The organism is Mycobacterium sp. E3251 (genome assembly GCF_001666835.1).
In the GTDB taxonomy this organism is placed as follows: Bacteria; Actinomycetota; Actinomycetes; order Mycobacteriales; family Mycobacteriaceae; genus Mycobacterium.
Genome location: NZ_LZJF01000141.1, coordinates 139,954 through 153,971, shown reverse-complemented (window position 1 = coordinate 153,971; position 14,018 = coordinate 139,954). Strand labels below are relative to the sequence as shown.

Sequence of the window (14,018 nt, the reverse complement as noted above, 5' to 3'; positions counted from 1 at the left end):
CCAGCGCCACCCGTAGAGGCGGTCGTCTTATCCGTCGCTACCGGGTGACGACCGCGGCCGCGATCTGTTGGGCGACGTCGACCGCGGACCCGCCGGACAGGAACGAGCCGCAGGCGGCCACGTCGATGACGATGTTGTTGCGCGCGGTGAGCGCGCGCTGGCACCGCCAGTCGTCCTGGCTGCCTACCTGCTCTTCGGACATGCTGAGTGTGCCGCCGACCTTGTGGGAATCGGCCACCGCCCACGCGATCTCGGGCTGCCCCTGGGGATGGTCGACGAATCGGCGGTTGGCACAGGCGGACCACCTCCGTACCGACGCCTCGTAGAAGGCGTTGGCCTGCCGGGCCGTGGGGTAGGCGATCACGGCCTGGTTGACGGAGTCGTTGCGCACCTTGGGGTCGTCATAGCTGTCGTCCAGTCGCTCGCCGCGCACCGCGGTCCAGCCGGTGTCCGCGTATACGGCCTGCTGGGCGGGCCCGGCCATGGCCAAGCAGCTCTTCTCGCTGAACGTCTGGCTGGAGTCCCACATCTCCTGCGTGCGATACCGGATTCGCATTCCCGCGCCCAGGATGTCGTTGATCTTCCCGTCGTCGAGCAGCAGCCCGTCCAGGGCGGTGACGGCGACCGGGGCCTGCGTCAGCGGACCGCGGGTGTCCGCGGGCGCGGCGCTACCGCCGACGACGGTGGTGCAGCCGGCCGCGAGGACGCACGTCGCCGCCTGCAGGAGGATCGGGAGTTGCCTTGCCACCAGAGCCTTTCGGACGTCTGTGCAGACCAGCTTAGGAGGGGACGCCCTGCCGCTGTCCCAGCAGCCAGCAGAACAGATAGATCGCGAACGAGATCCCCGCGACGAAGACCGACACCGGTACACCCGGCGCCAGCGACAACACGATGCCGCCCACGGCCGAAACCTCGGCGAAGACGACCGAGGCGACCATCGCCGCCGCCGGCGAGGCCACCACTCGGGCGGCCGCTGCGGCCGGCGTGATGAGCAACGACATCACCAGCAGCGCCCCGACGATCTGGACGGCCTGAGCGGCCACCACACCGACCAGTGCGGCGAATACGATGCCCAGCGCGCGAACGGGCACGCCGCGGGCCGCGGCGACGTCGGGGTCGACGGTGGCGAACAACAACGGGCGGTAGCAGGCCCCGATGACGGCGATGACGAGCAGGCATACCAGCGCCAGCATGCTCAGGCCGGTGTAGCCGACGCCGACGATCTGCCCGGTGAGCAGCGCGAAGCTGGTCGCGGTCCGGCCCGGGTAGAGGTAGATGAACAGCACCGCCAGGCCCAGGCCGAAGGCCAGCACCACGCCGATGACCGAGTCGCGTTCGCGGGCCCGCCGACCCAGAACGCCGAAGAGCGCGGCCGCCAAAGCGCTGCCGACCAGCGCGCCCACGCCCACCTGGATGCCGACGAGCAGCGCGAAAGCCGCTCCCGTCAAAGACAATTCGCTGGAACCGTGCACGGCGAACGACATCTGACGCATCACTATGAACGGCCCGATCAGACCGGCCACCAGCCCCAGCAGCGCGGCCGCGAGCAGGGCCTGCTGGACGAAGTCGTGGCGGAGCAGGTGCGCGGTGACGTCGAAGTCGAGCAGGTGCGCCAGGACGCCGGTGAGCCGATGGTTCACTGGTGGGCCCAGTCGGTCGGCTCGCCCACCACCACGTAGCGGTCCTTGACCTTCACCACCTGGATGTCGGCCCGGTACAGCATGGACAGGGTCTCCGTGGTCATCACTTCCTCGACGGTGCCGACCCGGAAGCGCCCGTCGACCAGATAGATCAGCCGGTCCACGTACGGCAGGATCGCGTTGAGGTCGTGGGTGACGACGATGACGGTGGTCGACGCATCCCGGCGGCGGCGGTCGATCAGGCCGGACACCAGCCTCGCGTTCGCCGGGTCCAGGGCCAGCAGCGGCTCGTCGCACAACAGCAGCATCGGGTCGCTGACCAGCGCCTGCGCGATGCGGATCCGCTGCAGCTCGCCGCCCGACATCACCCCCACCCGGACGTCGGCCAGGTGTTCGGCGTTGACCTGTCGCAGCGCCTCGCTCACGGCCGCGCGCCGGTGGGCCCGGTCGGCGGATCTGCGTGGCATGCCGCCCCACCGATGTCCGTCGACGCCCAGCCGAACCAGGTCCCGCCCGCGCAGCATCACGTCGTGGTCCATCGGTCGGTGCTGCGGGACGTAACCGACGCGTCCGCTGCCCGAGTTCATCGGCCTTCCGTCCACCAGCGCGACCCCGGCGGACAGCGAAAGCTGGCCCAGCAGCACCTTGAGCAACGACGTCTTGCCGCTGCCGTTGGGGCCGAGGACGGCGATGAACTCGCCGCGCGACACCGACAGGTCGAGGTGGTCCCACAGCACGCGGTCACCGAACGCGAGCCGGGCGCCCCGCAGCGAGACGGTGTCCGGGTAGCGGTCGACGGCCGGGACCGCGTCGAGGCTCACGGCTGTACTGACCGGCCGGACTGCAGCGCCGTCAGCAGCTGGCTGACGGTGTTGCGCTGCCAGCTCAGGTAGTCGGTCCCGTCGGGCAGCGTCTCGCTCACCTCGGTCACCGGCACGCCCGCGCGCCGCGCCGCATCCCGCACGCCGTTGATCGCGGACGTCGAGGTCTGCGGATTGACCAGAACCGCTGACACCTGACGGTGGTCGATCAGGTCGAGGACGAACGCCATGTCGGCCGGTGCGGGATCGGTCTCGTTCTCGTTGGCCGCGGTGAACGCTTGCGGGGTGCGGTTGACCAGGCCGGACGCCGCCAGCAGGTAGTACCCGACCGGCTCGGTCATGATGACCCCGGTGCCGGGGTAGGCGCTGGCGATGGCGTGTTCGGAGATGGCGATGCCGTCGGCGCCGCGGCAGAACTCGGCGGCGTTGGCGCGGTAGTCGCCGGCGTGGGCGGGGTCGACGACGGCCATGCGGTCGGCGATGGCGAACGCGACCGATTTCGCGACGTCGAGGTTGTAGAACACGTGCTCGTTGGCCGGCTGCTGTCCCGCGCGGTCCTTTTTCAGGAACGCATAGGCGCCGATCGATTTCACATCCGGATGCCCCGCCAACACCTGGTCGACCCAGGGGTCGTAGCCGCCGCCGTTGTAGACGACCAGGGCGGCGTCGGTGATCGCGGCCGCGTCCGACGGGCTGGCCTGGTAGGAGTGCGGGTCGGTGTCGCCGCCGGTCAGCAGGGAATTGACCGCGACGCGACGGCCGGTGATGGCGCGGGCCACGCTGCCCCATACGCCGGTGGAGGCCACCACGGTGGCCGCGCGCGGATGCGCCGGGCTGCCGCAGCCGGTGGGCGCGGTGCCGGCAGCGAGCAGGACCAGCACGGCAGGCAGCCAACGCAGTGCGCTGGTGGCCGCGCTTCGTACCCGCTTGATCGCCATGCGCACGTCCGATGTCCTCTCGCTGGCCGACTGGCCGACACACAATAGTAATGAAAATCGTTTCCATTACAAAGTGACGAGTGGAAGCCGCTTAGGCGCGCCCGCGGCTTCGTTGTAGCGTCACCGACTGTGAGCCCCGCACCGCGCCGGCGTGCGACGCTGGCGTCGTTGGCGGACGAACTGAAGGTTTCGCGCACCACGATTTCGAACGCCTTCAACCGGCCGGATCAGCTCTCCGCCGACCTGCGTGAGCGCGTGCTGGCGACGGCCAAGCGGCTGGGTTATCCGGGTCCCGATCCGGTGGCGCGCTCGCTGCGCACCCGCAAGGCCGGTGCGGTCGGTCTGGTGATGGCCGAACCGCTCACCTACTTCTTCAGTGATCCCGCGGCACGGGATTTCGTCGCAGGGGTCGCCCAGTCCTGCGAAGAGCTGGGGCAGGGGCTGCTGCTGGTGGCCGTCGGGCCCGGCCGGCGGATGGAGGACGGGACCGGCGCGGTGCTCGGTGCCGGCGTGGACGGCTTCGTCGTGTATTCGGTCTGCGAAGAAGACCCATACCTGCAGGTCGTCTTGCAGCGCCGGTTACCGGTCGTGGTCGTCGACCAGCCGAAGGGGCTCGCCGGGGTGTCCCGGGTGGGCATCGACGACCGGGCGGCGATGCGTGAGCTGGCGGACTACGTGCTCGGGCTCGGGCATCGCGAGATCGGGCTGCTGACGATGCGGCTGGGCCGGGACCGCCGGCAGGGGTTGGTGGACGCGGACCGGTTACGGTCGCCGGCCTTCGACGTGCAGCGCGAACGCATCGTCGGCGTGTGGGAGGCGATGACGGCCGCCGGCGTCGACCCGGATGCGCTGACCGTGGTGGAGAGCTACGAGCACCTGCCGGATTCCGGCGGAGCCGCCGCGAAGGCGGCGTTGGAGGCCAACCCGCGGATCACCGCGCTGATGTGCACGGCCGACATATTGGCCCTGTCCGCCATGGATTACTTTCGCGCACATGGCATTTACGTGCCCGGGCAGATGACCGTGACCGGTTTCGACGGCGTGCCCGACGCGATCGGCCGGGGGCTGACCACCGTGTCGCAGCCGAGCCTGCAGAAGGGCCGCCGGGCCGGTGAAATGTTGCTGAATCCGCCGCGGTCAGGCCTACCGGTCGCGGAGGTCCTGGCTACCGAGCTGATCCGGGGCCGCACCGCCGGTCCGCCCGCCTAGCCGGATGGCGGCGACCCGCCGGCTAGCCGCCGTTCTGGTCGCCGATCAGCAACCGCACTGCCAGGTCCAGCCGCTTGCTGACGTCGGTGGCCGACGCCCGCCGGGTGAGCCAGGCCAGCAGGTTGGACAGCCAGACGTCGGAGATCACCCGGGCGATGTGGTACTGGTCCTCGGTCGGTTCGCCGTCGGCCATCGCCCGCGCGAACATGGAGTCGATGAGCTTCTCGACCTGGTCGACCTCGCTGGCCGCCGAGGCGTCGGCGAAGACGTAGGCCCGCGTCATGGCCTCGGTGAGCAGCGGATTGCGCTGCATCGCGCGGTTGAGCTTGCCGACCATGAAGTTCAGCCGCTGAAACGGCGTACCCCCGGCAACCGACGAGCGGTCGGTCTTGGCGTCGATGCGGCTGAATTCCCGGCCCAGGGCCGACACCAGCAGGTGCACCTTCGACGGGAAATAGCGGTACAGCGTGCCCACCGCCACGTCGGCGCGGTCCGCGACGGCGCGCATCTGAACCGCCTCGTAGCCGCCCTTGGATGCGATGGCCATGGTGGCGTCCAGAATGCGCTTCCGGCGTTCCCGCTGTGCCTCCGAGCCGAGTTCGGACTCCGCCAATACCGCCACGTTCATGACCTCGCGCGGTTGCGAGTCAGACGCGCGGCTCGCGTTGGCCCTCGAGTTGGCACCGGCTGGCATATGACGGGTTGCTCCTGTTCCTGGCGGCTCGCTTGCAAACGATACGCATGCTGAGTGTGAATTTCCCACCTCCGTACCGCCGGGACAGCCGCGTGTGCTGCTGTGATGGCGTTCGACTTGACGGTCGATCGCTGGCACTATTAGAACACGTTCTAGTCTGCGACGAGGCGGGTTGCGCAGCGACCCGAGACACGCAGGAGAATCGAGAGCTAGGGGTCGTAGGCCCCAGCGTCACGTTGAGTCCAAGGACGCGGAGGTCCCGAAAGTGGTAGCGACCGTCACAGACGAGCAGTTCGCCGCGCGTGCGCTGGTGCGCGACTGGGCCCGCAATTCGGCGGCGGGGCCCGGCGGGACCACGGCGATCCGCGAGGTCGAGCGGGGTGACGCCGACGCGTGGCGCCCGGTGTTTGCCCGCCTCGCCGAGCTGGGCATTTTCGGTGTGGCGATCCCGGAGGAGCACGGCGGGGCAGGCGGCAGCGTCGAGGATTTGTGCGCGATGGTCGAGGAAGCCGCCAAGGCGCTGGTGCCCGGGCCGGTGGCGACGACGGCGCTGGCAACGCTCGTGGCCTCCGACCCCGAACTGCTGGCTCAGCTGGCCGGCGGCGAACGCTTCGCTGGGCTGGCGCTGGACGGGGACGCGCAGTTCGACGGTCAGCGGGCCTCCGGCACCCTGCCATTGGTGTTGGGCGCCGCCAGCGGGGGCGTCCTGTTGCTGCCTGCCGGCGGGACGTGGCTCCTGGTCGACTCCGAGAGCGCCGGCGTGCAAATCGAGACGCTGGACGCCACCGACTTCTCGCGCCCGTTGGCCCGGGTGGTGCTGACGTCCGCCCCGGCCACCAAGGTCACCGCGTCGTCCCAGCGCGTCGAGGAACTGGCAGCGACGGTGCTCGCGGCCGAGGCGGCGGGCATCACCCGCTGGTCGCTGGACACCGCCGTCGACTACGCCAAGGTCCGCGAGCAGTTCGGCAAACCGATTGGCAGCTTCCAGGCCGTCAAGCACCTGTGCGCGGAGATGCTGTGTCGCGCCGAGCAGGCGGAGGTGGCCGCCGCCGACGCCGCCCGCGCCGCAGCGGATTCCGATGCGGACCAATTCTCCATCGCGGCGGCACTGGCGGCCAGCATCGGCATCGCCGCCGCGAAAGCCAACGTCAAGGACTGCATCCAGGTGCTCGGCGGCATCGGCTGCACCTGGGAACACGACGCGCACCTGTACCTGCGCCGGGCGCACGCCATCGGCAGCTTCCTCGGCGGCGCCGAGCGCTGGTTGCGCCGCGTCACCGAACTCACCCAGGGCGGTGTGCGGCGGCGACTGGGGATCGACCTCACCGGCGTCGAGGGCCAGCGTGCGGAGATCGCCGCCGCCGTCGCCGAAATCGCCGCGCTGCCCGAAGAGAAACGGCAGGCGGCGCTCGCCGAGGCGGGGCTGCAGGCGCCGCACTGGCCTGCGCCGCACGGGCGCGGCGCGTCGCCGGCCGAGCAGCTGCTGATCGATCAGGAGATGGCCGCGGCCGGCGTGGTGCGGCCGGACCTGGTGATCGGCTGGTGGGCGGCGCCCACCATCCTCGAGCACGGCACGCCGGAGCAGATCGAGCGCTTCGTCCCGGGCACCCTGCGCGGTGAATTCCTGTGGTGCCAACTGTTTTCCGAGCCGGGAGCCGGCTCCGATCTGGCGTCGCTGCGCACCAAGGCGGTGCGCGGGGAGGGCGGCTGGCTGCTCACCGGGCAGAAGGTGTGGACGTCGGCGGCGCACAAGGCGCGGTGGGGCGTGTGCCTGGCGCGCACCGACCCCGACGCCCCGAAGCACAAGGGCATCACCTACTTCCTGGTGGACATGAAATCGCCGGGCATCGAGATCCGCCCGCTGCGCGAGATCACCGGTGATTCACTGTTCAACGAGGTCTTCCTGGACAACGTGTTCGTCCCCGACGAGATGGTGGTCGGCGAGGTGAACGACGGCTGGCGGCTGGCCCGCACGACGCTGGCCAACGAGCGGGTCGCGATGGCCACCGGCACCGCGCTGGGCAACCCGATGGAGGAGTTGCTCAAGGTGCTCGCGGAGTTGGATCTCGATGCGGCGCAGCAGGATCGGCTCGGCCGGTTGATCGTCATCGCCCAGACCGGCGCGTTGCTCGACCAGCGGATCGCCCAGCTCGCCGTGGGCGGGCAAGACCCGGGGGCGCAGTCCAGCGTCCGCAAGCTCATCGGGGTGCGCTACCGGCAGGCGCTGGCCGAATACATGATGGACGTCTCCGAGGGCGGGGGGCTGGTCCGCAACCACGCGGTGTACGACTTCCTCAACACCCGCTGCCTCACCATCGCCGGTGGTACCGAGCAGATCCTGCTTACCGTGGCCGCCGAGCGACTGCTCGGCCTACCGCGCTGACTCGGTGTCAACGGCTGATCCGAAAGTGGTAACGCAGGCCGCGGCCCAGGCGCCTGACCGGCGTGATCCGGAACAGCACCTGCATCAGCCACCAGTACCACGGTGAGTAGACCCGGCGGATCTCTTCGGCGTCGGCGAACCACCACTCGCCGTCGAACACCAGCCCCGGCACGGCCCGCTCCAGCGCACGCGGGTCGCCTATGCTCCAATCAAGTTGCGCACCAGAGGCTTTGACCGGAGGGTAGCGCTGCAGGAGCCACACTCCGGCCCGGCTGTAGCCGTCCAGCAGCATCTCCCCGGCTTCGAAATGCCCGACGATGCGCCGCAGCATCGCCAGGCCGTCGGCGCGCCGTAGATAGGGTGTCAGCCCCTCCGCGACAACCAGGACCTCACGCTCGCGGGCGATTCCGTCGAGCAGCTGCGGGTCGGTGACCGAGGCGCCGAGGAGGTGCAGGCCCGCGCGCGGTTCAAACAGCTTGCGGCGCAACGCGATCACGTCGGGCAAGTCGATGTCGTACCAGTCGACGGTGGTCGGCGGGTTGACGCGGTAGGCCCGCGTGTCGAGCCCGCAGCCCAAATGCAAGACGACACAGTCGGGGTGGCCGTCGAGGAATCGCATGACCCGCCGGTCGTAGGCCTTGGAGCGCACCGCGGAGGACTGCTGATCGCGGGGGCGCATGTGCAGGCTGCTGAAGTCGTAGTCGAGGCGCCGCACGGCCCTGTCGGCTTCCCGGTCGCCGAGGATGGAATCGGGCCGGCGACTGTCCAGCGCCTTGCCGTAGAGGGTGACCAGCGCGGTCTGCTGCGTCCCGGTCAGGTTTATGCGCTCACCCATGATGTGCCCGGGGCATGCGGCGAGATCGCCGCCACGGTCGTGGAATGCGCGACATCACAACCGCGGGCGCAATCTCGACGCCCTAAGAGAACGTGGTCTGCGCGCAGGTGCTGGGCGAGGTGATGTTGACCCCGGGGTAGACCACCTGGATGTGGGTGCAGACGATGACGTTGTTGTCGGTCTTGGGCTGGCCCGTCTGCCAATCCGTGGAGTCGATGCGACCCGTCGTCTGGTACTTGTCCGGCGGGCCCTCGCCGAAGTAGACCGTGGTGATCTCGTCGGAACCCATCGACTTCATCACCCGCTCGTACTGGCCGGTGGCGTGCGCGTCCAGGTAGGCCAGCCGGTTCGACGACCGGATCTCGGTGGTCTGGCGGGCCCACAGCTCGTGCGGAAACCCGGTCGGCCCGTCGGGCGTCAGCATGTCCGCGCCGGCGGTGAAGTCGCAGTGGCCGTCGGACTTGAAGCAATTCAGGATGGTGCGCGTCTCCAGCTGGTTGGGGCCGTCCAGCGGGAACAACGTGGTCGCGGTGTTGCTGGCCGCGCCGGCGACCGGGCCGGGCAGGAACGTCAGCGCCGATCCGACCACGGCAAACCCGGTTATCAGCCGCTTCATGCTGCTCCCCTCTCGGTTCGCCAACCCTAACGGTGAACCTAACCCCACCACTACTCGTCGTAGGTGACTTCTACCGAATCAGATTCCGGGTGAGATTGACAGGCCAGAATCAGGCCGTCGTCGAGGTCCTGTTGCTCGAGCACGTCGTTGACCTCCATGCTCACCTTTCCGCTGCGCAGGGTGCACGCACACGCACCGCAATGGCCCTCGCGGCAGGAGAACGGCGCATCCAAACCTTTCGCGAGCAACACGTCGAGCAGCTTGGCGTTGCGCGGCCACGACACGGTGTGGGTTTCACCGTCCAGCTGCACCACCGCAGTGGCCGGCGGCTCGTCGCCCGGGGCGGTGTCTTCGATCTTCACCGCCGCGAACGGGTCGGAGTCCAGCGACTTGAACACCTCGATATGGACTTGCGGCGCAGGAACTTTCAGTGAATCCAGCGCTTCGCGGGCGGCGTCCATGAAGGGGCCGGGCCCGCAGATGTACACGGGCCGATCGGTATAGGGGGCGGCGAGCTTGGCCAGCGCGGTCACGCTCGGCATGCCCTGCAGCGATTCCAGCCAGTGCACCACCGTGAGCCGGTCGGGATATTTGGCCGACAGGTCGCGCAGCGCGTCGGAGAAGATCACCGACCGGTCATCGCGATTGGCATAGAGCAGCGTCACCTGGCCGCTGCCCTCGGCGAGGGCCGACTTGCAGATCGACATGATCGGGGTGATCCCGCTGCCCGCGGCCATCAACAGGAAGTCGTCGTCGAGCGTCTTCGGCACGAAGTTGCCCGACGGCGCCAGCACGTGGATCCGCATGCCCGCCCGCGCGTGCTCGCACAGCCAGTTCGACGCGTATCCGTCGGCGGTCCGTTTGATCGTGACGGTCAGCGCGTCGTCGGTGAACGGCGAGCTGCACAGCGAGTAGCAGCGGGCCACCGATCCGGTGCGCTCGCTGGGAACGCGCAACGTCAAGAACTGGCCCGGTGCGTAGCGCAACCGTTCGGGCGGGATGTCGGGGTCGCCCGGCTCATCGGGCACCGCGAACACCAGCGACCGCGCGTCGTCCGTTTCGGCGACGACCTCGGCGATCTGCAGTTCAAGGACGTGGTCACCGAGCGGCTCGTCGAGATTGGCCTCGGCCAAGACCCATCCTCCCTCTCGTTACAACTAGAACATGTTACAGAAAAGCGGATTCGTATCGCTACCAGCCGCAGGAATACCCTGCTCGACACAAATCGGAACGTGTTCTAGTCTCTGGTGTAAGTCCGCTGAATAAGTTTGGCCCAGGAGGCAAACCTAGTGACGTCCATTCAACAACGCGACGCGCAGTCGGTTTTGGCTGGCATCGATGATCTGCTGCCGCGGATTCGGGAGCGCGCCCAGGCGACGGAGGATTTGCGGCGGCTGCCCGACGAAACCGTTCAGGATCTGCAGGACGTCGGCTTCTTCACCCTGCTCCAGCCCGAGCAGTGGGGTGGGCTGCAATGCGATCCCGGCCTGTTCTACGAGGCGGTACGGCGGCTGGCCAGCGCCTGCGGTTCCACCGGATGGGTGAGCTCCATCATCGGCGTGCACAACTGGCACCTGGCGCTGTTTGACCAGCAGGCCCAGGAGGAAGTCTGGGGCGACGACCCGAACGTGCGGGTCTCGTCGTCCTACGCGCCGATGGGCGCGGGTGTGGTGACCGACGGCGGATATCTGGTCAACGGTTCCTGGAACTGGTCGTCGGGATGTGACCACGCCACGTGGGCCTTCCTCGGCGGTCCGGTGATCAAGGACGGCCGTCCGGTCGATTTCGGCAGCTTCCTGATCCCGCGCAGCGAGTATCGCATCGACGACGTCTGGCATGTCGTCGGCTTGCGCGGCACCGGCAGCAACACCGTGGTCGTCAAGGACGTCTTCGTGCCCCGGCACCGGTTCCTGTCCTACAAGGCGATGAACGACGGCACCGCCGGCGGGTACCAGACCAACACCGCTCCGGTCTACAAGATGCCTTGGGGCACAATGCACCCCACCACCATCTCCGCGCCGATCGTCGGCATGGCCTACGGCGCGTACGACGCGCACGTGGAGCATCAGGGCAAGCGGGTGCGCGCGGCGTTCGCCGGGGAGAAGGCGAAGGACGATCCGTTCGCCAAGGTGCGCATCGCCGAGGCGGCCAGCGATATCGACGCGGCCTGGCGCCAGTTGAGCGGCAACGTCGCCGACGAGTACGCGTTGTTGTCCGCGGGCAAGGAGATCCCGTTCGAGCTGCGCGCCCGCGCCCGCCGCGACCAGGTGCGTGCGACCGGACGTGCGATCGCTTCCATCGACCGGCTGTTCGAGGCTTCCGGGGCCACTGCGCTCGGCAACGACCAACCGGTGCAACGGTTCTGGCGCGACGCGCACGCCGGCCGGGTGCACGCCGCCAACGATCCCGAGCGGGCTTACCAGATCTTCGGGAACAACGAGTTCGGGTTGCCGCCGGGCGACACGATGGTCTAGCCGTGACGGCTACCGAAGAGCTGACGTTCGAGTCCACCTCGCGGTTCGCCGAAGTCGACGTCGACGGACCGCTGAAGCTGCACTACCACGAGGCCGGGGTCGGCAACGACCAAACCGTGGTGCTGCTGCACGGCGGCGGCCCCGGCGCTGCCAGTTGGACGAACTTCTCGCGCAACATCCCGGTGCTGGCGCAGCGGTTCCATGTGCTGGCCGTCGATCAGCCCGGCTACGGACTATCCGACAAGCGCGCCGAGCACGGGCAGTTCAACCACTACGCCGCGCGGGCGCTCAAGGGGCTGTTCGACCAGCTCGAGCTGGGACGCGTTCCGCTGGTGGGTAATTCGCTTGGCGGGGGCACCGCGGTGCGGTTCGCCCTCGACTACCCGGACCGGGCCGGCCGACTGGTGTTGATGGGGCCCGGCGGGCTGAGCATCAACCTGTTCGCCCCCGATCCGACCGAGGGCGTCAAGCGGCTGGGGAAGTTCTCGGTCGAACCCACCCGGGAAAACCTCGAGGCGTTCCTGCGGGTCATGGTCTACGACCAGAAGCTCATCACGCCGGAGCTGATCGACGAGCGGTTCGCGCTGGCCAGCACGCCGGAATCGCTGACGGCGACCCGGGCGATGGGAATGTCGTTCGCGGGGGCCGACTTCGAGCTCGGGATGATGTGGCGCGAGGTGCACCGGCTGCGCCAGCCCGTGTTGTTGATCTGGGGCCGCGAGGACCGGGTCAACCCGCTGGACGGCGCGCTGGTCGCGCTGAAGACCATTCCGCGTGCGCAGCTCCACGTTTTCGGGCAGTGTGGACATTGGGCGCAGGTGGAGAAGTTCGACGAGTTCAACAAGTTGACCGTTGATTTCCTGGGAGGTGCGTGATGAGCATCCGATCGCTGGGCTACCTGCGCATCGAGGCCACCGACATGGCGGCCTGGCGTGAGTACGGCCTCAAGGTGCTCGGCATGGTCGAGGGCAGCGGCACTACCGAGGGCGCGCTGTATCTGCGCATGGACGATTTCCCGGCCCGGCTGGTGATCGTGCCCGGCGAGCGCGACCACCTCATGGAGGCCGGCTGGGAATGCGCCAATGCCGAAGGGCTGCAAGAGATTCGGGACCGGCTCGACGTCGAGGGCGTGCCCTACAAGGAGGCCACCGCGGCCGAGCTGGCGGACCGCCGCGTCGTCGAGATGATCCGGTTCGCCGACCCGTCCGGCAACTGCCTGGAGGTCTTCCACGGCGTCGCACTGGAGCACCGCCGCGTGGTCAGCCCGTACGGGCACAAGTTCGTCACCGGCGAGCAGGGCCTGGGCCACGTGGTGTTGTCCACCCGCGACGACGACGAGGCCTTGCACTTCTACCGTGACGTGCTCGGCTTCAAGTTGCGCGACTCCATGCGGATGCCGCCCCAGCTGGTCGGTCGACCCGCCGACGGTGCGCCCGCGTGGCTGAGGTTCTTCGGTTGCAACCCGCGTCACCACAGTCTGGCCTTCCTGCCGCTGCCGACGCCGAGCGGCATCGTGCACCTGATGATGGAGGTCGAGAACTCCGACGACGTCGGGCTCTGCCTCGACCGGGCGTTGCGCCGCAAGGTGCCCATGTCGGCCACGCTTGGCCGGCATGTCAACGACCTGATGCTGTCCTTCTACATGAAGACACCCGGCGGGTTCGACGTCGAATTCGGCTGCGAGGGAAGGCAAGTCGAGGATAACGACTGGGTTGCCCGGGAAAGCACGGCCGTCAGCCTGTGGGGCCACGACTTCACGGTCGGCGCCCGCGGATAGTCATGTCTGCGCCGATCGATCCGCGGTCCTTCCGGCAGGTGCTGGGTCAGTTCTGCACCGGCATAACCATCATCACCACGGTGCACGACGACGTCCCTATCGGCTTCGCCTGCCAGTCGTTCGCGGCGTTGTCGCTGGACCCGCCGCTGGTGTTGTTCTGCCCCACAAAGGTGTCGCGGTCCTGGCAGGCCATCGAGGCCAGCGGCCGGTTCTGCGTCAACGTGCTGACCGAGAAGCAGAAGCACGTTTCGGCTCGATTCGGATCGAAGGAGCCCGATAAGTTCGCCGGAATCGACTGGCACGCTTCCGAACTCGGCTCACCGATCATCGACGGGTCGCTGGCCTACATCGACTGCACGGTGGCGTCGGTGCACGACGGCGGCGACCACTTCGTGGTATTCGGCGCGGTCCAGTCACTGTCGGAGGCGCCCAAGATCAAGCCGCGCCCGCTGCTGTTCTATCGCGGGGAATACACCGGGATCGAACCGGACAAGACCACACCGGCCCAGTGGCGCGACGACCTGGAGGCGTTCCTCACCGCCACCACCCAGGACACCTGGCTCTAAACGTTCGCGCGGGCCGGGGCATCGCCCGCTTCGCGGATATGGCGGCGTTGTCCTCCCTTGACATT

14 protein-coding genes are annotated in these 14,018 nt (G+C 68.6%); 6 read left to right on the top strand and 8 right to left on the bottom strand.

Features of this window, described 5'->3' with window-relative positions; genetic code table 11:
- Nucleotides 1–37: 37 nt before the first annotated feature.
- The 4 genes from A5697_RS17525 to A5697_RS17510 are packed head-to-tail and all read right to left on the bottom strand — an operon-like array spanning nt 38 to nt 3,399.
- The gene (locus tag A5697_RS17525) at nt 38–748 is read right to left on the bottom strand and encodes a sensor domain-containing protein (protein ID WP_231972095.1); all 711 of its coding nucleotides are present in this window, start codon (nt 746–748) and stop codon (nt 38–40) included.
- Nucleotides 749–779: 31 nt separating this feature from the next.
- Nucleotides 780–1,640 (bottom strand): metal ABC transporter permease, encoded by an 861-nt coding sequence (locus A5697_RS17520; RefSeq protein ID WP_067944974.1) that lies wholly within the window; start codon nt 1,638–1,640, stop codon nt 780–782.
- Nucleotides 1,637–2,461, bottom strand: a complete 825-nt coding sequence (locus A5697_RS17515) for a metal ABC transporter ATP-binding protein (protein ID WP_067944976.1) — start codon at nt 2,459–2,461, stop codon at nt 1,637–1,639. Before A5697_RS17515 ends, A5697_RS17520 begins: the two co-directional genes overlap by 4 nt.
- On the bottom strand, nt 2,458–3,399 hold the full coding sequence (locus tag A5697_RS17510; RefSeq protein WP_082953450.1) for a metal ABC transporter solute-binding protein, Zn/Mn family: 942 nt from the start codon (nt 3,397–3,399) through the stop codon (nt 2,458–2,460). The genes A5697_RS17515 and A5697_RS17510 overlap by 4 nt, the downstream gene beginning before the upstream one ends.
- Nucleotides 3,400–3,528: 129 nt before the next feature.
- On the opposite strand from A5697_RS17510, the gene A5697_RS17505 reads away from it, so the two are divergent.
- On the top strand, nt 3,529–4,608 hold the full coding sequence (locus tag A5697_RS17505) for a LacI family DNA-binding transcriptional regulator (RefSeq protein WP_068011501.1): 1,080 nt from the start codon (nt 3,529–3,531) through the stop codon (nt 4,606–4,608).
- Nucleotides 4,609–4,630: 22 nt separating this feature from the next.
- Here the strand turns inward: A5697_RS17505 and kstR are convergent, their stop codons facing one another.
- Nucleotides 4,631–5,230: a cholesterol catabolism transcriptional regulator KstR gene (gene kstR / locus A5697_RS17500; RefSeq protein WP_040621610.1), complete on the bottom strand. Its 600-nt coding sequence runs from the start codon at nt 5,228–5,230 to the stop codon at nt 4,631–4,633.
- A gap of 337 nt (nt 5,231–5,567) precedes the next feature.
- Between kstR and A5697_RS17495 the strand changes: the two genes are divergently transcribed.
- Nucleotides 5,568–7,685 (top strand): acyl-CoA dehydrogenase, encoded by a 2,118-nt coding sequence (locus tag A5697_RS17495; protein WP_068011500.1) that lies wholly within the window; start codon nt 5,568–5,570, stop codon nt 7,683–7,685.
- A gap of 7 nt (nt 7,686–7,692) precedes the next feature.
- On the opposite strand, the gene A5697_RS17490 is transcribed toward A5697_RS17495, so the two are convergent.
- The 3 genes from A5697_RS17490 to A5697_RS17480 all read right to left on the bottom strand — a co-directional run bounded on the left by A5697_RS17490 (nt 7,693) and on the right by A5697_RS17480 (nt 10,269).
- Nucleotides 7,693–8,520, bottom strand: coding sequence for a class I SAM-dependent methyltransferase (locus A5697_RS17490; protein ID WP_068011499.1), 828 nt, complete (start codon nt 8,518–8,520; stop codon nt 7,693–7,695).
- A gap of 82 nt (nt 8,521–8,602) precedes the next feature.
- A complete protein-coding gene (locus A5697_RS17485; protein ID WP_067944984.1) occupies nt 8,603–9,136 on the bottom strand; it encodes a hypothetical protein in 534 nt (177 codons plus the stop codon).
- A gap of 50 nt (nt 9,137–9,186) precedes the next feature.
- Nucleotides 9,187–10,269, bottom strand: a complete 1,083-nt coding sequence (locus A5697_RS17480) for a ferredoxin--NADP reductase (RefSeq protein ID WP_067944985.1) — start codon at nt 10,267–10,269, stop codon at nt 9,187–9,189.
- Between the two features lie 156 nt (nt 10,270–10,425).
- On the opposite strand from A5697_RS17480, the gene hsaA reads away from it, so the two are divergent.
- Genes hsaA through hsaB form a run of 4 tightly spaced genes read left to right on the top strand, consistent with a single transcriptional unit; the run spans nt 10,426 to nt 13,953 of the window.
- On the top strand, nt 10,426–11,610 hold the full coding sequence (hsaA, locus tag A5697_RS17475; protein ID WP_067944987.1) for a 3-hydroxy-9,10-secoandrosta-1,3,5(10)-triene-9,17-dione monooxygenase oxygenase subunit: 1,185 nt from the start codon (nt 10,426–10,428) through the stop codon (nt 11,608–11,610).
- Nucleotides 11,611–11,612: 2 nt separating this feature from the next.
- Nucleotides 11,613–12,485, top strand: a complete 873-nt coding sequence (gene hsaD, locus A5697_RS17470) for a 4,5:9,10-diseco-3-hydroxy-5,9,17-trioxoandrosta-1(10),2-diene-4-oate hydrolase (RefSeq protein ID WP_067311088.1) — start codon at nt 11,613–11,615, stop codon at nt 12,483–12,485.
- Nucleotides 12,485–13,387, top strand: a complete 903-nt coding sequence (gene hsaC / locus A5697_RS17465) for an iron-dependent extradiol dioxygenase HsaC (RefSeq protein WP_068011498.1) — start codon at nt 12,485–12,487, stop codon at nt 13,385–13,387. Before hsaD ends, hsaC begins: the two co-directional genes overlap by 1 nt.
- Nucleotides 13,388–13,389: 2 nt before the next feature.
- On the top strand, nt 13,390–13,953 hold the full coding sequence (gene hsaB, locus A5697_RS17460) for a 3-hydroxy-9,10-secoandrosta-1,3,5(10)-triene-9,17-dione monooxygenase reductase subunit (protein WP_067944993.1): 564 nt from the start codon (nt 13,390–13,392) through the stop codon (nt 13,951–13,953).
- Nucleotides 13,954–14,018 lie beyond the last annotated feature (65 nt).